The sequence below is a fragment of the Minwuia sp. genome (assembly GCF_048263705.1).
GTDB lineage: Bacteria > Pseudomonadota > Alphaproteobacteria > Minwuiales > Minwuiaceae > Minwuia.
In genome coordinates this window covers 102,640-122,505 of sequence record NZ_JBLXDV010000012.1, presented here as the reverse complement: position 1 = coordinate 122,505, position 19,866 = coordinate 102,640, and the positions used below count along the sequence as shown (strand labels likewise).

Here is a 19,866-nt window from a genome sequence, read left to right as displayed (position 1 = left end):
CCAGCCAGCATGTTGAATCAGAACCAGACTGATTTGGGAATCCTAAATCGATTCAATCAAATATGGGGACGCTCTAGCCGCGATCTGCGACGCACTGCGCGAACGGAACGGTGCAAAGCAGGTACTGGAACGCGCCGTGCCGCTCCTTCATCGCCTTCTCGAACGTCTGCAACTGTCCGATGGCCCCGGCGATCGGGATCATGTCCGGTTCCAGCGGCGCATCGCGGTCCACGACGATCTCCATCGTCGACAGATGGGCCGGACACCCCGGCCCGGCCGTCGGGTCCTGGTCGTCACAGCGTTCGGCCAGGATGATGGTACCGCTGAGATAGGCGTATCCGGCCATCGGCGACTGTTGGGCAAACAGCCCCGGCAGGTAGGGAATGATCGTCATCATGTCAGCCTCGGACACGACCTCCGACGCGATCCTGAACACCCATTTTCCGGTTGCCGGATCCCGTGATTCCACATCGACAAGGATCGAGGGCACCCGCGCCCGGGCTGCCGGTTTCGGTTCCGGCGCGGCGGCGGGCGTTTCCGCAGGCCGGGTCCGCGCCGGCATGGCCGATGGTGCGGGTGCCTTGGCAACAGGTGCCGGCGTAGCGGGCTGCGCTGCGGCAACGGGTGCGGGCGGTCTCGCAGCCGCCGCCGGCGGTGCCTTCGCGACAGCCGCGGGTGCGGGCGGCTTTGCCGTGGCTGCCGGTTCGGATCTTGGCGGGGCGACCGGCGCTGGCGGCAGACCCATCGCCTGTTCGATCGTCCGGCCTTCGCCGACCTTCTGCGGGCGCAGAGCATCGTAGGAAGAGGAACAGGCGGCCAGCAGAAAGCACACGCACACGCCCGCTGCGCCCAGTCCGGTAAACCTTGCGCGCATCAGCAAACCTCCGGCGGCACACACTTCACGCGACGGAGTTTGGCGTCTCACACCGTTGCGGGCAAATGCGAAATCGGTCAGGCAGCCGGACGCGGCCCGGAACGCCGGATTTGAGGGCTGGCATTCCGGGCCTCAGGCGAGGTTCCGGCAGGTCAGACGATGCCGTGCTTGATGAAAGGCAGCGTGCGTATGCTGTCGCCCGTCGCGCGTGAAACCGCGTTGGCGACAGCAGGTCCGATGGGCGGCGTGCCCGGTTCTCCGATGCCGGTCGGCGGCAGGCCGGAGTCCACGATATGCACCTCGACTTCCGGCATGTCGTCGATCCGCAGTGGCTCGTAGGTATCGAAGTTCGCCTGATCGACCGTACCGTCTGTCAGCGTGATCTCGTTACGCAGCACTGCGCCAAGCCCGTATCCAATTCCGCCTTCGATCTGGGCGCGGACATTGTCAGGATTGACAACCACACCGCAATCGACGGCGCAGACCACCTTCTCGACCTTGATCGAACCGCCATCGCCCAGGCTGATCTCGACGATCTCGGCGACGTAGGTATTGAAGGACTTGTGAACTGCCACGCCACGGTGACGGCCTTCGGGTGGCGGCGTGTCCCAGCCGGCCTTCTCCGCCGCGAGGTTGAGCACGCCAAGCTTCCGTTCGTCATCCTTCAGAAGTTTTCGGCGGTACGCGACCGGATCTTCGCCAGCCGCATCGGCCAGCTGGTCGATCATCGTCTCGACAACATAGGCCGTATGCGTGTGACCGACCGATCGCCACCAGAGCACCGGCACGCCGACCTTCGTCGAATGCAGCTCCAGGTTCATCGCCCCGACGTCATAGGTCATGTCGCTGACGCCTTCGACCGATGTATCGTCGATACCGTCCTTCACCAGGAACTGCTCGAAGATCGTATCCGCCAGGATCGACTGGCCGACGATACGATGCTGCCAACCGACGATACTGCCGCTCTCGTCGATGCCTGCCTTGACCTTGTGAACGTAGGCAGGACGGTAATAGCCGCCACGGATGTCGTCCTCGCGGGTATAGATCAGCTTGATCGGTTGCGGCTTGCCCCATGCCTTGGCGATGGCAGCGGCTTCCGCCGTATAGTGACTATCGCCGATCGCCCGGCGCCCGAACGATCCCCCTGCCCAGAGCGTATTGATGGCGACCTGCGACTGATCGATCCCGAGCACAGCCGCAGCCGTGCCGTGATCGAGCGTCTGAAGCTGCGATCCTGTCCAGAAGGTGGCCGTTTCCCCGTCAAACTGAACGGTGATGTCGATCGGTTCCATCGGCGCATGCGCGAGATACGGGAATTCGTAAACGGCCTCGACGGTCCTGACGGCGTTTTCCAGCGCGCCCTCGGCATCGTCGTGACGATGGGTCTTCGCCCCCTCGGTGTCGGCGAGTTTCCTGTATTCTTCCATGAGATCGCCTGTCGACCGGGTCTCGGCCGCGCTTTCTTCCCAATCCAGCGTCAGCGCCTCTCTGCCCTTGATGGCAGGCCAGGTCGACGTGGCAAGCACAACGACGCCCTGCGGAATGGTCAGCACTTCGACGACCCCGTTGACCTTCCTCGCCTGGGAGGCATCGACCGACTTCAACGTCGCGCCCCACTTGGGCGGATGTGCCATGACAGCGACCAGCATGTTGTCGAGCTGAACATCCATGCCGTAAATGCCCGCAGCGCCTTTCGACTTCTCGGGCACATCGACGCGGGGGAACGCCTTTCCAATATAGCGCCACTGGTCCGGTGCCTTGAGTGTTACCTCACCTGGCGGCACCAGTTTCGAGGCCTCTGCCGCGAGATCGCCATACGACGCGCTGCGTCCCGATTCCTCGTGCCTGACGACACTGTCTGCGGCACTCAGGTCTGCCGAAGCGACATCCCAGCGCGCGGCGGCGGCTGCCATCAGCATTCTTCTGGCGGTCGCCCCGGCCTCGCGATACTGCATGAAGGCGTTCGGGATGGCCGTCGAACCGCCGGTGCCCTGCAGTCCGAAAAACAGGTTCTTGTATTTCTCGGCATCTGCGGGCGCGAACTCGACCCGGATATGTTCCGGCGCAGCGTCCAGCTCTTCGGCGACCAGTGTCGCCAGTCCAGTGGCAATACCCTGCCCCTTGTCCAGATGCTTGATCAGGACCGTCACCATCCCATCGGGCGTTATGCTGACAAAGGGATTGAAGGTCGCCATACCTTCCGAGGCCGTGGCGGCCGACGGCATCAGGTTCAGGCCGATCACCAGCCCGGCACCGGCACCCACGGTGAATTTCAGAAAGCTCCGGCGGCTGACCGACGGTGTTTCCCGGCTCATGCGTTCCATCATATGTGGCAACATCGATCAGGCCTCCATGATTTCAGAGGCGCGGTGGATCGCCTTGCGAATACGGACATAGGTGGCACACCGGCAGGCATTGCCCCACATGGCCGCGTCAATATCGTCATCGGTCGGTTTGGGCGTTTCCACCAGCAGCGCTGCCGCAGACATGATCTGTCCTGACTGGCAATAGCCACACTGCGGCACCTGCAGTTCCACCCAGGCTTTTTGCACTGCGTCAGCCGCCTTTCCGTCGACGCCCTCAATGGTCGTGATACGGGCTTCGCCGACCGATTCCACGGGCATCTGGCAGGATCTGACCGGCACCCCGTCCATGTGCACGGTGCAGGCACCACATGCCGCAATACCGCATCCGAATTTCGTGCCGGTCATCTTCAATTCATCGCGAATAACCCACAGAAGCGGGGTATCGGGATCGACATCGACGGATCGTTGCGCCCCGTTGACGGTCAATTGGATCATGAAACTTCCTCCTCATTCATCGAGGAGCAGGTCCCCGAGCAATTCCAAGTATTGGATGGTAGATAGATGTGTATTGCGTGCAATTCACAATTGAGCTCGCCACCGGAATGAATGCCGAACCGGGCACGGGGCATTTTTTGCTGCCCTTGCCATTCCCCGTTCGATCTGAAAAACATGCAGATGCACAACTGGCGTACTATATCCAGTCTGGAATTCGGGCGGACACCGGGGAGGTCGCCGCCTTTCAACCCGAACAGGGAGCTTAAGAAACATGATCGAGAAACTTCAGTTCTACATTGACGGCGCATGGGTCGATCCCGCGACGCCGAAGTCGCTGGATGTCATCAATCCGGCCACCGAGGAAGCATTCGCGCAGATTTCGCTGGGCAGCGCTGCCGATGTCGACAAGGCCGTGGCCGCCGCCAAGAAGGCATTCGTCAGCTATTCCCAGACGTCCAAGCAGGATCGCCTGGATCTTCTGAACGCCATCATGGATGCCTACAAGAAGCATTATGCCGACATGGCCGAGGCCATCCGCATGGAGATGGGTGCGCCGAAGACCTTCGCCGAGAAGGTGCAGGCGGCAACCGGCATCGGTCACTTCAAGACCATGTCCAAGCTGCTGGCCGATTTCGAGTTCAACGAAGACCGTGGCAGCACCCGCATTTCCAAGGAACCGATCGGCGTATGCGGCCTGATCACGCCGTGGAACTGGCCGGTGAACCAGATCGCCGCCAAGGTCGCGCCCGCGCTGGCCGCCGGCTGCACCATGGTCCTGAAGCCGTCCGAAATCGCCCCGATGAGCGGCATCGTCTTCACCGAGATCCTGCATGAAGCCGGCGTTCCGGCAGGCGTCTACAACATGGTGAACGGTGACGGTCCGGGTGTCGGCGAGGCCCTGTCGAGCCATCCCGACGTCGACATGGTGTCCTTCACCGGCTCCACCCGCGCGGGCATCTCGGTGGCGCAGAACGCTGCGCCGACGGTCAAGCGCGTCGCGCAGGAACTGGGCGGCAAGTCGGCCAACATCATCCTGGAGGACGCCGATTTCCAGAAGGCCGTGTTCGGCGGTGCCATGACCTGCTTCGGCAATACCGGCCAGTCGTGCAACGCCCCGACGCGAATGCTGGTCCCGATGGATCGCATGGACGAGGCCGGCGAGATTGCCGCCGCCGCCGCCGCCAAGGTGCGCGTGGGCGACCCCGCCGACGAGAACACCTCCATGGGTCCGCTGTCGTCGGACGTGCAGTGGAACAAGGTGCAGGCCCTGATCGAGAAGGGCATGGAAGAAGGCGCGAAGCTGGCCGCCGGTGGACCCGGCCGTCCCGACGGCCTGAACAAGGGCTACTACGCCAAGCCGACCGTCTTCACCCACGTCACCAACGACATGACCATCGCGCGCGAGGAGATCTTCGGCCCGGTGCTGTCGATCCTGGGCTACGAGGATGACGCCGATGCCGTCGCCATCGCCAACGACACGCCCTACGGTCTGTCCGGCTATGTGTCCGGCGATCCCGAGCATGCGGCGAAGATCGCATCGCAGCTCCGCACGGGTCAGGTGCACATCAACGGGGCGATGGCCGACGTGTTCGCGCCCTTCGGCGGCTACAAGCAGTCGGGCAACGGTCGCGAATGGGGCGAGATGGGCCTTGAGGAATTCCTCGAAGTGAAGGCCATGCTGGGCCACAACGCGGCGTGATCTGAGCAGGCGGGATGGGGATGGTCTGGTTGGCCATCCCGCCGACCTCCAGCTTGACGCCATCCGGGGATGGATGGGTCGGCCAGACGGTCGGCTCATGCATTTCCGGAACGGCACTGCCACACGGTATGGGAAAGGGTCGATTGCAAGGTCGGCCCTTTTTCGTGGTGGGCAACCCGCCTTCTTTCGCGCTGATCAGCCCACGCGCCAGGTGGTGCCCTGCGGCCCGTCTTCCAGCACCACGCCCATCGCCGCGATCCGGTCGCGGATGCGGTCGGCTTCGGCGAAATCCTTCGATGCGCGCGCCGCCTTGCGGGCTTCGATCAGCGCCTCGACCTCTGCACCATCGACATCCGCCTTGCCGTCGCTTGCCGCAAACCAGTCCGACGGTGGCTGCTGGCCGATGCCCATGTACCAGCAGGCGGCTTTCAGGGTCGCGGCCTCGGTCCCGCCCTGCTCGACAGCCTTGGCGATGCGGAAGATCTCGGCCAGCGCTTTCGGCGTGTTGAGATCGTCGAGCAGCGCGTCGCGCACTGCCCGCACGTCAGCATTGATGTCGTCGACCTCCACATCCCCGACGCCCTCCAGCAGACCGTAGATCCGGTCGAGGTTCTTCTTCGCCTGCTCCAGTCCGGCTTCGGAGAAATCCAGCGGATGGCGGTAGTGACCGGAAATCAGCACCAGCCGTGCGGCCTCCGCCGGCACCTTTTCCAGCACTTCGTGGATCAGCAGCACATTGCCGATCGACTTGGACATCTTCTGCCCCTCGACCCGCAGCATGCCGTTGTGCATCCAGTAGCGTGCGAAGATCTTGCCGCCATGGGCGCAGGTGCTCTGCGCCACCTCGTTCTCGTGATGCGGGAAGATCAGGTCCTGCCCGCCCGCGTGGATATCGATGCTGTCGCCCAGATGCTTCTCGATCATGGCCGAGCACTCGATGTGCCAGCCCGGACGCCCCTTGCCCCACGGGCTGTCCCAGCCGGGCATCGTGTCGTCGGACGGCTTCCACAGCACGAAATCCGCCGGATCCTTCTTGTAGGGCGCGACCTCGACACGGGCACCGGCCACCATCTCGTCGCGGCTGCGGTTGGACAGGCGGCCATACTCCGGGAACGACGGTACATTGAACAGCACGTGTCCTTCGGCCTCGTAGGCGTTGCCGCTCTCGATCAGCCGTTCGATCATGGCGACGATCTCCGGCATGGTCTCGGTCACACGCGGGATCAGGTCCGGGTCGATCACGCCCAGCGCCCGCACGTCCTCCCGGTAGATGTCGGCATAGCGGTTCGTGATGACGTCGATCTCGACGCCTTCCGCCTTGGCCGCCGTGATGATCTTGTCCTCGACGTCGGTGATGTTGGAGGCGTAGATGACATTCGGATAGAGCCGCTTCAGCAGGCGGTGCAGCACGTCGAAGACCACAGCCGGGCGCGCGTTGCCGATGTGCGGGTGGTTATAGACCGTCGGCCCGCAGACATACATCGTCACCCTGTCCGGATCGGCAGGCACGAATGCCTCCTTCTTTCGGGTCAGCGTGTTGTAGATCTTCAGGCTCATCGGATGCTTCCTTACAGGTTTGAACCCGTGTTTTAGTGCGCGCGGCAATGCATGCAAGGCCCGGCATAGCCATGAAGGGTTGATATGATAAACTGCATGAAGTGATTGTCAGATCGGTCGAACACACCATCTGATGATCCGCACACGTGAGGCGTTCGTACTACGCTTCGTTACAAGCACTGCGCGGCCATGTCGGCAAGGCGCGGTTAAGACTTAAGGAGCGGCGACGCAGATGGATGCACTGGTAAACGACCCGAAAACCGATACGAAGGGTCGCGAATACGATCCCGCGACCGGCAAGACACGCCCCAGCCGCGAGGAAGCGGAAGCCGCCGTGAGGACCCTGATCGAATGGGCCGGTGACGATCCGAACCGGGAGGGCCTGCTGGATACGCCCAAGCGTGTGGCCCGCGCCTATGAAGAGTTCTTTGCCGGCTACGACGAGGATCCGGAAGAGGTGCTGGGCCGGACCTTCGAGGAGGTCGAAGGCTATGATGACATCGTCATGCTGCGCGATATCCGCCTGGAAACCCACTGCGAGCATCACATGGTGCCGATCATCGGCAAGGCGCATGTCGCCTACTTCCCCGATGGCAAGGTCGTGGGCATCTCCAAGCTGGCCCGCGTGATCGACATCTACGCCAAGCGCCTGCAGACGCAGGAGACCATGACCGCGCAGATCGCCGCGACCTTCGAAAAGGTGCTGAAGCCGAAAGGCGTGGCCATTCTGGTCGATGCCGCCCACCAGTGCATGACAACCCGCGGCGTGAAGAAGCCCGGCGTTTCCTGTATCACCACCCGATTCACGGGCGTGTTCAAGGAAGATCGCGAGATGGAACGGCGCTTCATGGAGTTGTGCCGGGGCGTCTGATCGCCTGACGTGGCGTAAATCGTGATCGGTCGCGCTGTTCAAGTTCCGCAGCGACGCCTTACATGAGATGGATGTTCAGGAAACTTCTCGCCGGTTCGCTGCTGGGTATCGCCATTGCGGCGTGCACGCCCTCCCAGGATGTACAGGTCTCGGGGGATTCGGCCGTTGGCCAGGATTCGGTCCAGGGACAGACGATCGCGATCACCGAGACGGATACACGCGCCGTCAGCAACGCTGATCTGTCCGCCAGACTCACGGAACTGGGATATCGCGTCGTTCCGGCCACTGCGAACCCGGACCTGATCGCCCGATTCAACCTTGACGTGGGTGAACCCCGTACCGTCACGATCGAGCGCGAAATTCCCGAGTATGAGACCGTTCAGGAAGTCGTCATCGTGAACGGTCAGCAGCAGGTCTTTCTCGATGAACGGTTCCTCGGCTATCGCGTCGAACGGTTCGACGAAACCGTCTATCCCGCCGTCGCCGAACTGAATGTCCAGTCCGCGGACGGGTCCGGAGCGGAACGGGTGCGGCGCGCCGAGACCGAAGGAACCTGCGGCGAACCTGAGCGGCTGGCAGGGCCCATGCTGGACGCACTCTTCCAGAATCAGCCAGGCCGTTCCGTCAGGGTCGAACTGCCCGACTGCTGACAGGTGAGCGTCCGGAGGGCTGCGGTTCCGGTCAAGGGCACAGCGCTGACCGGTGTTTTTCCCACCGCATCCAATTTTTCGCCACATTCCCCGCCTAGTCATCGCTGAGTGCGGCAGCGAAACGACAAGTCTGAACGAAGCGGTTGCGCCCCAGCGTGGATTGCGCCAAAACCTAGACGCATTCTCTCACACAGGATCACACTGTCGCCGGGTTGCGGCGCACTTTTGAAGATAGAAGGCTTGTAGACGCCCCATGTTTTCCAGACTTTTCGGCTGGCTGTCCGCTGATATGGCCATCGACCTCGGTACCGCGAACACGCTGGTGTACGTGAAGGGACGGGGAATCGTCCTGAACGAACCGTCGGTGGTCGCGATCACCAACATCCGGGGCAAGAAGCAGGTCCTTGCCGTGGGCGACGAGGCCAAGCTGATGCTGGGCCGCACGCCCGGCAACATCGAGGCGATCCGCCCCCTGCGCGATGGCGTCATCGCCGACTTCGACGTCGCCGAGGACATGATCAAGCACTTCATCCGCAAGGTGCACAACCGCCGGGGCTTCGCCAGCCCGCGGGTGATCATCTGCGTACCGTCCGGTTCGACCGAGGTCGAGCGCCGCGCCATCATGGAATCGGCGGAGAGCGCCGGCGCGCGCCAGGTCTTCCTGATCGAGGAACCCATGGCCGCGGCCATTGGCGCCAACCTGCCCGTCACCGAACCGACCGGCTCGATGGTCGTCGACATCGGCGGCGGCACCACCGAGGTGGCCGTGCTGTCGCTGGGCGGCATCGTCTATTCGCGCTCGGTCCGTGTCGGCGGCGACAAGATGGATGAAGCCATCATCGCCTACATCCGCCGCAACCATAACCTGCTGGTCGGCGAAAGCTCGGCCGAGCACGTGAAGAAGGCGATCGGATCGGCCTGCCCGCCCGATGAGGGCGACGGCGAAACGCTGGAGATCAAGGGCCGGGACCTGATGAACGGCGTGCCGAAGGAACTGATCATCAGCCAGCGCCAGATCGCCGAAAGCCTTGCCGAGCCTGTCGGACAGATCATCGAGGCCTGCAAGGTCGCCCTGGAACATACCGCGCCGGAACTGGCCGCCGACATCGTCGACAAGGGCATCGTCCTGACAGGCGGCGGCGCGCTGCTGGGCAATCTGGACTATGTGCTGCGTCATGCGACGGGCCTGCCGGTTTCCATTGCCGATGAGCCGCTGTCGTGCGTCGCCATGGGCACGGGCCGCGCGCTGGAAGAGATCAAGGCGCTGAAGCGGGTCCTGCTCAACACCGACTGACCCGCGCGCACCGATCCCCGGGGAGGGAAACGATGAAATTCTATGATCTGGCTGCGGGCTCGAACCCGCGCCGCGTGCGCATCTACATGGCCGAGAAGGGCATCGAAATCCCGATGCACCAGATGGACATGATGAAGAACGAGCATCACACGCCCGATTATCTGAAGATCAATCCGTTCGCGAAAATGCCCGCCCTGGAGCTGGACGACGGCACGATTCTGACGGAGTCCGTCGCCATCTGCCGCTATCTTGAGGCCCTGCATCCGGAACCGCCGATGTTCGGGCGTACCGCCCTTGAGGAGGGCCAGGTCGAGATGTGGAACCGCCGCTCCGAGCTGGAGATCGCGATTCCCAGTGCGCAGTGCTTCCAGCACACGAGCGACTTCTGGAAGGACCGCCTGGAACAGATTCCCGCCTGGGGCGAGGCCTGCCGGAGCAAGGTCCTGAAACAGATGGTGATTTTTGACACGCATCTGCAGGGGCGTGAGTTCCTGGCCACCGACGACTACACGGTCGCCGACATCACGCTGCAATGCGGCGTCCTGCTGGGCAAGGGGATCGGTCTCCGGATTCCGGCTGAACTGGAAAACCTCACCGCCTGGTGGAAACGCGTGTCGGCCCGACCGACCGCCCGCGCCTGACCGCCGACCCACAGCAGTCGTCTTAACCTGCGATTTATCAATTCCTGCAACGCTGGCACCCTCAATCCAGCGGAGCGCGTGCATGAGCAGGTTCAACCAGTTCGCCAGACGGCTGAAACAGATCCATCTCCTGTTCCAGCCTCCCGAAGACCTGCGGCGGGAGCACGAACGCTTCGAGATTGCCGCCGCACTGGATATTCTGGACGCCCACGGCCATGAGAAACCGCACATGACAACGGACATCTCACACGGCGGGATCTTCGTCGAACCCCGGATTGCGGGTGAACCCGGCGACAGCATTCATGTGAGTGTCGGCGCGCTGTTGAGGAACGCGAAGGCGGAAATCGTGATTCACCGCGGCGATGGCACGGCGGTCCGGTTTGCGTCACCCGTTCACGGTGCGGCGCTGACCGCATGGCTCGTCAACCATCCCGCGCGGCCACTCAGACACTGATCACGTTCAGGTCTGGGGCGGGCTGACACGGTTGCCGGCAACCTCCGACTGTTTCTTCTTCTGCTGCTTCACTGCGCGACGGGCTGCGCGGTTTTCCCAGCGCTTGCGGCGCGCCTCGCGAAAGCGGGTGATGAAGCGTGCCGACCAGACATAGCCGATCCAGGCCGTGCCGATCGCCCAGGGCAGCGAGCCGAGAAACAGCGGCAGCCCCCAGATGTCGAACAGGGCGAGCGTACCGACCCACAGACCTTCCAGAAAGCCGACGTCCGCGCTGACAACGGCGGTCAGGCGTTCAGTGAAACTGTCCAGCCCGACGGAACCGAGTTCGTCAAAGCGGCCCAGCATCAACTGTCCCGTCAGCAGGAAGACATAGTAGATCGGCCCGATCGTGAACAGATTGGTCACCCAGACCCACGCCATCGCCGCGACCATGTGAAAATGGAACCGGGGCCCCAGCCATTTCGCCAGCCCCCAGATGGCCAGCACGAGGATGAGTTGAATCCCGACGGTCGGGGTGAAGGCAACCGCCAGCCCCACGGCCACGCCGCGTGCCACGAACTCTGGCGGCATCTGGCCGCGCTGCAACGGCACAATAAGTCTGTGGCGCGTCAAACGGCCGAGATTGCCCCAGAACCCCCGTTCGCCGCTGCTCTTCTCGATCGACATGTCTCTCCAGCTGGCCGGTCTCGTGCTCCGCAGGGGCGGATACTAGTCATCCTGATGCGTTGTTACAGTCCCAAGATGATCAAATAATGACGATGACGCACCTGCGGCGACCAGTTCGGCCACAATTGCCTGCCTGTCGGCTTCCGCACCGAAAGACTCGCGAAGGCTGGCCGCGCCCTTCCGCTTGGAGAGCTTCTCGCCGTCTCCCGCAAACAGCAGGTCGTGATGGTGATAACGCGGCGTGGGAAACCCCAGCAACCGCTGCAGGACCACGTGGATATGCGTCGCCTCGAACAGGTCGCGACCGCGCACAATGTCGGTGATGCCCTGCGCATCGTCATCGACGGTGACCGCGAGGTGGTAGCTTGTGGCGATGTCCTTGCGGGCCAGAACGATATCGCCCCAGCCTTCGCCGTCCCATCGCTGGGTTCCGGAAACGGCGTCGTGCCACACGATATCGCCGGTCTGTTCCAGCGCGTAATCCAGCTTCAGACGCCAGGCGGCAGCCTCGCCACGGGCCAGACGCACCGCCGCTTCGGCCGTGGAAAGCGATCGGCAGGTGCCCGGATAGAGCAGCCCGTCGAAGGTGGTGCCGGTGGCCGCCCGCCGGATATCGCCGCGGGTGCAGAAACAGGGGTAGACAAGCCCCCGCCGCCTGAGGCCGTCCAGTACATTCCGGTAGATGTGCAGCCTCTGCGACTGACGCCAGACCGGACCTTCCGCCTGCAGGCCCAGCCAGCGCAAGTCGTCGAGGATGCCCTGTTCGTATTCCGGCCTGCAGCGTGCGGTGTCGATATCCTCGATCCGCAGCAGCACCCTGCCGCCAGCCCGCCGCGCGACATCCCAGACGACAAGCGCAGACAACGCGTGTCCCAGGTGCAGCCAACCGGTCGGTGACGGGGCAAAGCGTGTGATGAAGGACATGTCACCTCGACAGGAATCAGGAGACCGCGATAATAGCGCGATGTCACAGCCCGCGTTCAAATCCGGAGAATCGCCCGAACTGCACGCCAGCCTTGAAGCGCTGTTCAGGGCAGACCCCGATCTGCGGCGCGCGCGCCAAGTCTGCGGTGCCCTGCCGGACCGGCGCAGGCCCGGCGGGTTCGAGGCCCTGACGATGCTGATCATCGAACAGCAGGTGTCGGTTGCCTCGGCGCGCGCGATCTGGGCGCGGCTGATCTCCGGCATCCAGCCCTTCTCGCCCGAGAACGTACTAGCGCACGATCAGGAGACGCTGCGCGGGTTCGGTCTGAGCAAACCCAAGGCGCGGTACTGTCATTGCCTCGCCGAAGCCGTGGTTTCGGGCCCATTGCGTCTCGACGCGCTGGAAACCATGCCCGATGATCAGGTCATGGCCGCCCTGACCGCCGTGACCGGGATCGGACGCTGGACGGCGGAGGTCTACCTGCTGTTCGCCCTGAACCGGCCCGACGTCTTTCCTGCGGGCGACATCGCGCTCCAGGCCGCTGCGCAGGACGTGAAGGGGCTGAAGGCGCGACCGACCGAGCAGCAACTCGTCGACCTGGCCGAGCGCTGGCGACCGCATCGCGGTGTCGCCGCGCAGTTGCTCTGGCGGTATTACGGCGTCACCCGCAACCGGGCCGATCCCGTCTCAATCTGAGGAGAAACAACGTGGCAGCGAAACTGGATGGACCGCGCGTCCCGCCCGCCGGCGGCGGCAAACCGTCGAAACTGATCGTGCTGGTGCACGGCTATGGTGCCGACGGCAACGATCTGATCGCGCTGGCCCCGTACCTGCAGCGCGTCCTGCCCGATGCGGCCTTCGTCGCACCGGACGGGCCGTCCCCCTGTGACATGTCGCCGATGGGCCGACAGTGGTTTCCGATCAATCTGGACGATCCGTCCCGCATGAGCCGCGACCCCGCCGCAGCGCTGGAGCGGTTCGCATCCATGGCCGGTGCCGCCGACGAGGTGGCACCGGTGCTGAACGGCTTCATCGACGACGAACTGGAACGGCACGGGCTGACCGGACAGGACCTCGCGCTGATCGGGTTCAGTCAGGGCACGATGATGTCGCTGCATATCGGACTTCGCCGGTCGCCGGCACCGGCCGCAATCGTCGGTTTTTCCGGCGCGCTGCTGGGGCCGGACCGGCTGGAGACCGAAGCCGTCAATCCCGTGCCCGTCCAGCTGATTCACGGCGATCAGGACGATCTGGTGCCGCCGCTGGCGATGTTCGGTGCCGCCGCAGCCCTGGGCCGCGCCAACGTGCCGGTGAGCTTCCACATCTCGTCGGGCATCGGGCACGGCATCGCCCCCGACGGTATCGAACTCGCCATCCGCCACGTGCAACGCGGGTTTGCCGACCGGCTCGAAGCGGCATCACAGCGGTCCAGCCGCTGGCCCCGGTCCTGAAACCGGTCGAGCAGCTGACATCTTGTGTCATCTGGCTGTCAAAACCACCGGATATGGCATTCATAGCGGTTGCACTTTGATCGCCAGGTGGCGAAACTTCATTCAGCCATCTGATGACCATGGATTCGTTGCGGGAGCCGGAGGCCAAGGGCCGTGTATCTGAGACCGGAGAAATATCCAGCACTGGTACTGAACGCCGATTTCAGGCCGCTCAGCTATTTCCCCCTGTCGGTCTGGCCCTGGCAGGATGCCGTGAAGTCCGCCTATCTGGATCGGGTCAACATCATCCAGTTCTACGACCGTCAGGTCTCCAGCCCCAGTTGCTCGATGCAATTGCCCAGCGTGATCGCGCTGAAGGAATATGTGAAACCGGCACCCTACCCGGCGTTCACCCGGTTCAACCTGTTCCTGCGCGACCGCTTCAGCTGCCAGTATTGCGGGGCGCACGAGGATCTGACCTTCGATCACGTGATCCCGCGCCGGGCCGGCGGGCGAACCACCTGGGAAAACGTCGTCGCCGCCTGCGCCCCCTGCAATATCCGCAAGGGCGGGCGGATGCCGGAACGGGCGGGCATGCACCCTCGCCGCCGGCCGGAGCGGCCGACGGCCCATCAGCTGAACGAGGTCGGGCGGGGTTTCCCGCCGAACCATCTGCACGAAAGCTGGCGCGACTATCTGTATTGGGATATCGAGCTGGAACCGTGAGGCGCTGCCGTATTTTCGCCCGATTCGTGGCCGAGACGGTAGGTTGATTTAGGACTCGCGGGGATCGGCGCAGATCGATAGAAAGCGGGCACGCAACAGGCTGCGCGACTGAGGGGGGACGGGTCGCGCAATCGGTGCAGGGAGTAGGTCAGAGAGTGCGACGTCCATCCAAACCACTGGCAGCCCGCATGGTCAGCCCTTTCGGTCTGATGCTCAACCGGTTCGCCTTCGCCGCGCTGGCGGCCTTCGCGGTGATGCTGCTGGCGGCGGGCGGGTCCGGTTTTTCGGGCGTCGAGCGGGTTCGCACGGCCATTCTGGATGTCGCCGCGCCGGTCCTGAACGTGCTGTCGCGCCCCGTGGGTGCCGTGAACGATACCATCGCCAGCGTCGAGAACGCCTTCAATGTCTATGACGAGAACGCGCGCCTGAGGGAAGAGAACGCCCGCCTGCTTCACTGGCAGGAAGTGGCCCGCCAGATGGAGCGCGACAATGCCCATTACCGCCGCCTGCTGAACGTCAGGTCGCGGTCGAGCATCCGCTACATCACGGCCCGGGTCGTCGCCGAGACCGGCGGTCCGTTCGTGAAGACCCTGATGCTGTCTGCCGGAGAACGCGATGGCGTCGCCCAGCAGCAAGCCGTCCTCAGCGCCCGCGGCCTGGTCGGCCAGGTCACGGAAGTCGGCAACGACGCCGCGCGCATTCTGCTGATCACCGATCTGAACAGCCGGATTCCGGTGCTGGTGGAACAGAGCCGCCGCCGTGCCATCATGGCCGGAGACAACAGTGGGCAGCCGAGGCTGATGTTCATGGAAGCCGAAGCCGAGATCCGGCCGGGCGACCGGATTGTGACATCGGGGCATGGCGGCGTTTTCCCCGCCGGACTGCCCGTCGGCGTCGTCGCGCAGGACGAGGACGGTGCCCTGCGCGTTCGGCCTTTCGTCCAGTGGAGCCGTCTGGAATCGGTCAGCGTATTGCGCTACCGCGCGCCGACGCTGGATCCCGAAATGGGCGGGCTATGACCGGAGACCGCTGGCATCCGTCGCAGCTGCTGATGGCCCTGCCCGGTCTGCTGACGATTGTACTGGTGCTGATGGGTACGGTCCCGATCGGTGCGCCCCTGCTCGGTCCCGCCCTGCCTTCGTTCGGGCTGATCGCCGTGTTCGTCTGGGCGACACACCGGCCCGATCTGCTGCCGCACTGGCTGGCCTTCGGCATCGGCCTGACCCAGGACCTGGTTCTCGGCGGACCGCTCGGCATGAACGCGCTGATTTTCCTGATCGTTCAGGGCATATGCGCCAGCCAGCGCCGCTTCATCGCCGGCAGGCCGTTTCTGCTTGGCTGGCTCGGGTTTGCGATCATAGCCGTCGCGGTGGCGATCGCGCAGTGGGTCATCGCCTGCGCCTATCTGGTGGCGCTCGTCCCGATCGAGGCGTCGCTGATGCAGGCCACCATCACCATCGCCCTGTTTCCACTGATCGCCGCACCGCTGATGTATCTGGCGATCCGGCTGGGCCGCGAGGACGCGGCATGAAGGAGCGCATCGAAAAGGCGCGCTATCCCGTGTTCACGCGCCGCGCCCTGATGCTGGGGGGCCTGAAGGCGGGATTGCTGACGGTACTGGCCGGACGGCTGTACTACCTGCAGGTGGTCGACGCGGACCAGTACAGCATGCTGGCCGATGAGAACCGCATGAACCTGCGGCTGCTTGCGCCCCCGCGCGGGCGCATCCTGGACCGCCGGGGCGTCCCGGTCGCGACCAACCGGCAGAATTTCCGCGTGGTGATCGTGCCGGAACAGGCACAGTCGGTCGAAGCCACGCTGGCCGCCCTGAACGAGATCGTGCCGGTCAGCGCCCATGACCGGGCGCGGGTACTGAAAGAGGCCGCGCGCAAACGCAGCTTCGTGCCGATCTCGGTGGTCGACAACCTGACCTGGGAAGAATTCGCCCGGATCAACGTGCGAAGCCCCGACTTGCCCGGTATCCAGCTGGACGTCGGCGATACCCGCGACTATCCGTTCCGCTCGCACATGGCGCACGTCATCGGCTACGTCGCACCGGTGTCCGAGAAAGACCTGAAGCAGGGCGAAGGCGATCCCCTGCTGGAGCTGCCGGGCTTCCGGATCGGCAAGCGCGGGCTGGAGCGCAGCCAGGAAGCCTCGTTGCGGGGCGCGGCCGGCAACCAGCGTGTCGAGGTCAATGCCTTCGGTCGGGTCATCCGCGAACTGTCGCGCACCGAAGGCCGTCCGGGACAGGACATCGAGACCACGCTGGACGCGCGGCTGCAACGGTTCGCCATGTCGCGCCTTCAGGGCAACAGTGCGGCATCGGTCGTCATGGACGTCTATTCCGGCGACGTGCTGGCCATGGCGTCAACACCCAGTTTCGATCCCAATGCGTTCAATGTCGGCCTGACCACGACGGAATGGAAGCGCCTGACCACGAATCCGAGGAAGCCGCTGACGAACAAGGCCGTGACGGGCCGCTACCCGCCCGGCTCCACCTTCAAGATGGTGGTGGCGCTGGCCGCGCTTGAAAGCGGCATCGTCAATACCTCTCACCGTGTCTTCTGCAACGGCAAGCACCAGCTGGGCAATCACACCTTCCATTGCTGGAAGCGCTGGGGTCATGGCTGGATGAACATGATCGACGCGATCACCGAGAGCTGCGACGTCTATTTCTACGACATCGCCCGCAAGGTCGGAATCGACCGGATCGCCGCCATGTCCGAGAAGTTCGGGCTGGGTCAGCAACTGCTGCCCGATCTGCCGGGCGAGAGCGCCGGTGTCGTGCCGACGAAGCTCTGGAAGGAAGGCGCGATCGGTGAACCGTGGCAGATCGGCGAAACGCTGATCGCGGGCATCGGCCAGGGCTACCTGCTGACCACGCCGCTGCAGCTGGCGACCATGACCGCACGGATCGCCAACGGCCTGCAGGCTGTCATGCCGCAGATCGTCAAGCGCCCGGAGCCGGTGCGTCTGAAGCCGCTGGGCGTGTCCGATGACGCGATGGACGTGATCCGTGAAGGCATGCATCTGGTCGTGCATGGCAAGAAGGGCACCGCGCGCAATTCCAAGATGGAAAACAGGGACTGGGAAATGGCCGGCAAGACCGGCACCGCGCAGGTCCGGCGCATCTCGAAAGCCGAGCGCGAATCCGGTGTGCTGAAGAACGAGGACATTGAATGGCGGACCCGCGATCACGCGCTGTTCGTGGGGTATGCACCGTTCGACGCCCCCCGATACGCCATCTCTGTGCTGGTCGAACACGGCGGCAGCGGATCGACGGCAGCCGCGCCGATCGCGCGCGACATTCTGGAACACACGCTGACGCTGGATCCCTCGAAAGCCGAACTGGCGCAGGCCGGTGCCGCGCAGAACGGGGGTTGAGCGATGTCGATGGCCTATCGCCGCAGCGAATCCCACCTCAGCATCGGCCGCAAGCTCCTGCGGCTCGACTGGGGTCTGGTGCTGCTCATCTCGCTGACAGCCAGCATCGGCTTTGCCATGCTCTACTCCGCCGCCAACGGTTCTCTGGAACCCTGGGCGATGCAGCAGATCAAGCGGTTTGCGATGGGCATGGCCCTGATGCTGGCCATCGCCCTGACCGATATCCGGTTCTGGCTGCGCTGGGCCTATGTCATCTATCTCGCGGCGCTGGGCCTGCTGGTGGGGGTCGAGATCGCCGGCACGACGGGCATGGGCGCGACGCGCTGGATCAATCTGGGCTTCATCAACCTGCAGCCCTCGGAAGTCATGAAGATCGCGCTGGTGCTGGCGCTTGCCCGCTATTTTCATGGCCGGTCGCTCGACGAGGTCGGCCGCATCACCTATCTGATCCCGCCGCTGGCGCTGATGGCCGTACCGACCGCGCTGGTTCTGCGCCAGCCCGACCTCGGCACGGCGCTGCTGCTGGTCGCGGGCAGTGCCGTGGTGCTGTTCCTGGCCGGCGTGCGGCTGTGGAAGTTCGGATTCGCCCTGGCAGGACTGCTCGCTGCCCTGCCCGTGGTCTGGTCCCAGTTGCATGACTATCAGAAGGGCCGCGTGCTGACGTTCCTCAACCCCGAGCGCGATCCGCTGGGTGCCGGTTATCACATCATGCAGTCGAAGATCGCGCTGGGATCGGGCGGAGTCTCGGGCAAGGGCTTTCTGGAAGGCACGCAGAGCCACCTGAACTTCCTGCCGGAAATGCGCACCGACTTCATCTTCACGATGCTGGCCGAGGAATTCGGCATGATCGGTGCCGTGCTGCTGCTCGGCCTCTACGCCCTGATCCTGATCTATGCCTATATCATCGGTTTCCGGTCGCGAAATCAGTTCGGGCGGCTGACGGCCATCGGCATTGCGGCGACCTTCTTCCTGTATGTGTTCATCAATGTCGGGATGGTCACCGGACTGCTGCCGGTGGTCGGCGTGCCGCTGCCGCTGATCTCATACGGCGGCACGGCGATGCTCACACTGATGATCGGCTTCGGCCTGATCCTGTCGGTCTCGATACACCGCCACGTCGATATCGCGCGCAATGACAGTTAGAACTGGATTGAAACGGTCCACAACGCTCAGCATGTCACCCCCGCCGCCGTGCGGGGGGGGCAACGGACGACCCAACGACCGCAGCGCATGTCGGGTAGTCAGGAAGGTCCCCCGGATAAACCGGGGATGACAGTCTGAGAACCGGCGATTCAGCAAAAGATGGGACTGGTTTAATTCTTGGCCTTGCCCTGCGCGATCGCCGCGCTGACCAGTGCGACAGCCTCGTCGGTATCCCATTCGGCCGGACCGACCAGACGGCCGAGTTCCTTGCCCTCGGCGTTCAGGATGACCGTCAGCGGCAGGCCGAATGCCTGAAAGGCGGAGCCAAGGCGGGATGTGGGATCGATGTAGAAGTCCATGCTCTCGACCTCGATTTCGCGGAAGAACGCCTTCGCCTTGTCCGCACCGCCACGGTCCACGGAAATTGCGACAACCTCGAAATCGTCACCGTTCAGTTGCTTCGCCAGGCGGTCGATGGACGGCATCTCCCGGCGGCACGGCGCGCACCACGTCGCCCAGAGGTTGACGAGCACCACCTTGCCCCTGAAGGCCTCGAACCCCAGCTTGTCGCCATCCGCGTTCTGGAAAGTCGCCTCACCGATCTCTTTCGGCGTTTCATGCGCGGTGAAATTCTGTACGTGACCGACCGCAAATTGCGACAGCGGGGGTTCCGCTGAGGCGACTTGCAGACTAAGGATCAGACCCAGGGCAACGGCCCCCAACATACGCAGCATTGTTTCACCAACCT

The 19,866-nt window shown here is 63.9% G+C and carries 21 protein-coding genes; 14 read left to right on the top strand and 7 right to left on the bottom strand.

The window, feature by feature from the left end:
- Positions 1-73: 73 nt before the first annotated feature.
- Complete coding sequence (locus ACN0X7_RS16430; RefSeq protein ID WP_417519227.1) at positions 74-397, bottom strand: hypothetical protein; 324 nt, start codon at positions 395-397, stop codon at positions 74-76.
- On the opposite strand from ACN0X7_RS16430, the gene ACN0X7_RS16425 reads away from it, so the two are divergent.
- A complete protein-coding gene (locus ACN0X7_RS16425) occupies positions 396-800 on the top strand; it encodes a hypothetical protein (protein ID WP_417519225.1) in 405 nt (134 codons plus the stop codon). The genes ACN0X7_RS16430 and ACN0X7_RS16425 overlap by 2 nt on opposite strands.
- Positions 801-1,026: 226 nt before the next feature.
- Here the strand turns inward: ACN0X7_RS16425 and ACN0X7_RS16420 are convergent, their stop codons facing one another.
- Together ACN0X7_RS16420 and ACN0X7_RS16415 are read right to left on the bottom strand one after the other, a co-directional pair.
- Entirely contained in the window at positions 1,027-3,189 is a 2,163-nt protein-coding gene (locus ACN0X7_RS16420; RefSeq protein ID WP_417519223.1) for a molybdopterin cofactor-binding domain-containing protein, read from the bottom strand.
- A gap of 27 nt (positions 3,190-3,216) precedes the next feature.
- Positions 3,217-3,675: a (2Fe-2S)-binding protein gene (locus ACN0X7_RS16415; RefSeq protein ID WP_417519221.1), complete on the bottom strand. Its 459-nt coding sequence runs from the start codon at positions 3,673-3,675 to the stop codon at positions 3,217-3,219.
- A gap of 271 nt (positions 3,676-3,946) precedes the next feature.
- On the opposite strand from ACN0X7_RS16415, the gene ACN0X7_RS16410 reads away from it, so the two are divergent.
- Positions 3,947-5,374, top strand: coding sequence for an aldehyde dehydrogenase family protein (locus ACN0X7_RS16410; RefSeq protein ID WP_417519219.1), 1,428 nt, complete (start codon positions 3,947-3,949; stop codon positions 5,372-5,374).
- Between the two features lie 195 nt (positions 5,375-5,569).
- Here the strand turns inward: ACN0X7_RS16410 and cysS are convergent, their stop codons facing one another.
- On the bottom strand, positions 5,570-6,931 hold the full coding sequence (cysS, locus tag ACN0X7_RS16405) for a cysteine--tRNA ligase (protein ID WP_417519217.1): 1,362 nt from the start codon (positions 6,929-6,931) through the stop codon (positions 5,570-5,572).
- A 232-nt stretch (positions 6,932-7,163) separates the two neighbouring features.
- Between cysS and folE the strand changes: the two genes are divergently transcribed.
- From folE to ACN0X7_RS16380, 5 genes are all read left to right on the top strand, one after another.
- Positions 7,164-7,802 (top strand): GTP cyclohydrolase I FolE, encoded by a 639-nt coding sequence (gene folE, locus ACN0X7_RS16400; RefSeq protein WP_417519215.1) that lies wholly within the window; start codon positions 7,164-7,166, stop codon positions 7,800-7,802.
- Between the two features lie 71 nt (positions 7,803-7,873).
- Complete coding sequence (locus ACN0X7_RS16395) at positions 7,874-8,452, top strand: hypothetical protein (protein ID WP_417519213.1); 579 nt, start codon at positions 7,874-7,876, stop codon at positions 8,450-8,452.
- 253 nt (positions 8,453-8,705) lie between these two features.
- A complete protein-coding gene (locus tag ACN0X7_RS16390; protein WP_417519211.1) occupies positions 8,706-9,746 on the top strand; it encodes a rod shape-determining protein in 1,041 nt (346 codons plus the stop codon).
- 32 nt (positions 9,747-9,778) lie between these two features.
- Complete coding sequence (locus ACN0X7_RS16385) at positions 9,779-10,387, top strand: glutathione S-transferase family protein (protein ID WP_417519209.1); 609 nt, start codon at positions 9,779-9,781, stop codon at positions 10,385-10,387.
- A gap of 82 nt (positions 10,388-10,469) precedes the next feature.
- Positions 10,470-10,841, top strand: a complete 372-nt coding sequence (locus ACN0X7_RS16380; protein WP_417519207.1) for a PilZ domain-containing protein — start codon at positions 10,470-10,472, stop codon at positions 10,839-10,841.
- Between the two features lie 6 nt (positions 10,842-10,847).
- On the opposite strand, the gene ACN0X7_RS16375 is transcribed toward ACN0X7_RS16380, so the two are convergent.
- A complete protein-coding gene (locus ACN0X7_RS16375; protein ID WP_417519206.1) occupies positions 10,848-11,507 on the bottom strand; it encodes a DUF2062 domain-containing protein in 660 nt (219 codons plus the stop codon).
- 42 nt (positions 11,508-11,549) lie between these two features.
- Positions 11,550-12,431 carry a tRNA glutamyl-Q(34) synthetase GluQRS gene (gluQRS, locus tag ACN0X7_RS16370; RefSeq protein ID WP_417519204.1) on the bottom strand — a complete coding sequence of 294 codons (882 nt, stop codon included), beginning with the start codon at positions 12,429-12,431 and terminating at the stop codon, positions 11,550-11,552.
- Between the two features lie 40 nt (positions 12,432-12,471).
- On the opposite strand from gluQRS, the gene ACN0X7_RS16365 reads away from it, so the two are divergent.
- The 7 genes from ACN0X7_RS16365 (at position 12,472) to rodA (ending at position 19,118) form a co-directional block, all read left to right on the top strand.
- Positions 12,472-13,128 (top strand): DNA-3-methyladenine glycosylase family protein, encoded by a 657-nt coding sequence (locus ACN0X7_RS16365; RefSeq protein ID WP_417519202.1) that lies wholly within the window; start codon positions 12,472-12,474, stop codon positions 13,126-13,128.
- An 11-nt stretch (positions 13,129-13,139) separates the two neighbouring features.
- The gene (locus ACN0X7_RS16360) at positions 13,140-13,883 is read left to right on the top strand and encodes an alpha/beta hydrolase (RefSeq protein WP_417519200.1); all 744 of its coding nucleotides are present in this window, start codon (positions 13,140-13,142) and stop codon (positions 13,881-13,883) included.
- A 153-nt stretch (positions 13,884-14,036) separates the two neighbouring features.
- On the top strand, positions 14,037-14,588 hold the full coding sequence (locus ACN0X7_RS16355; protein ID WP_417519198.1) for an HNH endonuclease: 552 nt from the start codon (positions 14,037-14,039) through the stop codon (positions 14,586-14,588).
- A 188-nt stretch (positions 14,589-14,776) separates the two neighbouring features.
- The gene (gene mreC / locus ACN0X7_RS16350) at positions 14,777-15,607 is read left to right on the top strand and encodes a rod shape-determining protein MreC (RefSeq protein ID WP_417519196.1); all 831 of its coding nucleotides are present in this window, start codon (positions 14,777-14,779) and stop codon (positions 15,605-15,607) included.
- Positions 15,604-16,119 carry a rod shape-determining protein MreD gene (gene mreD, locus ACN0X7_RS16345; protein ID WP_417519195.1) on the top strand — a complete coding sequence of 172 codons (516 nt, stop codon included), beginning with the start codon at positions 15,604-15,606 and terminating at the stop codon, positions 16,117-16,119. Before mreC ends, mreD begins: the two co-directional genes overlap by 4 nt.
- Entirely contained in the window at positions 16,116-17,975 is a 1,860-nt protein-coding gene (gene mrdA / locus ACN0X7_RS16340; RefSeq protein ID WP_417519194.1) for a penicillin-binding protein 2, read from the top strand. Before mreD ends, mrdA begins: the two co-directional genes overlap by 4 nt.
- 9 nt (positions 17,976-17,984) lie before the next feature.
- Positions 17,985-19,118, top strand: a complete 1,134-nt coding sequence (gene rodA / locus ACN0X7_RS16335) for a rod shape-determining protein RodA (protein WP_417519192.1) — start codon at positions 17,985-17,987, stop codon at positions 19,116-19,118.
- Positions 19,119-19,288: 170 nt separating this feature from the next.
- Here rodA and ACN0X7_RS16330 read toward each other — a convergent pair whose 3' ends face one another.
- Positions 19,289-19,852 carry a TlpA family protein disulfide reductase gene (locus tag ACN0X7_RS16330; RefSeq protein ID WP_417519190.1) on the bottom strand — a complete coding sequence of 188 codons (564 nt, stop codon included), beginning with the start codon at positions 19,850-19,852 and terminating at the stop codon, positions 19,289-19,291.
- Between the last annotated feature and the right edge of the window lie 14 nt (positions 19,853-19,866).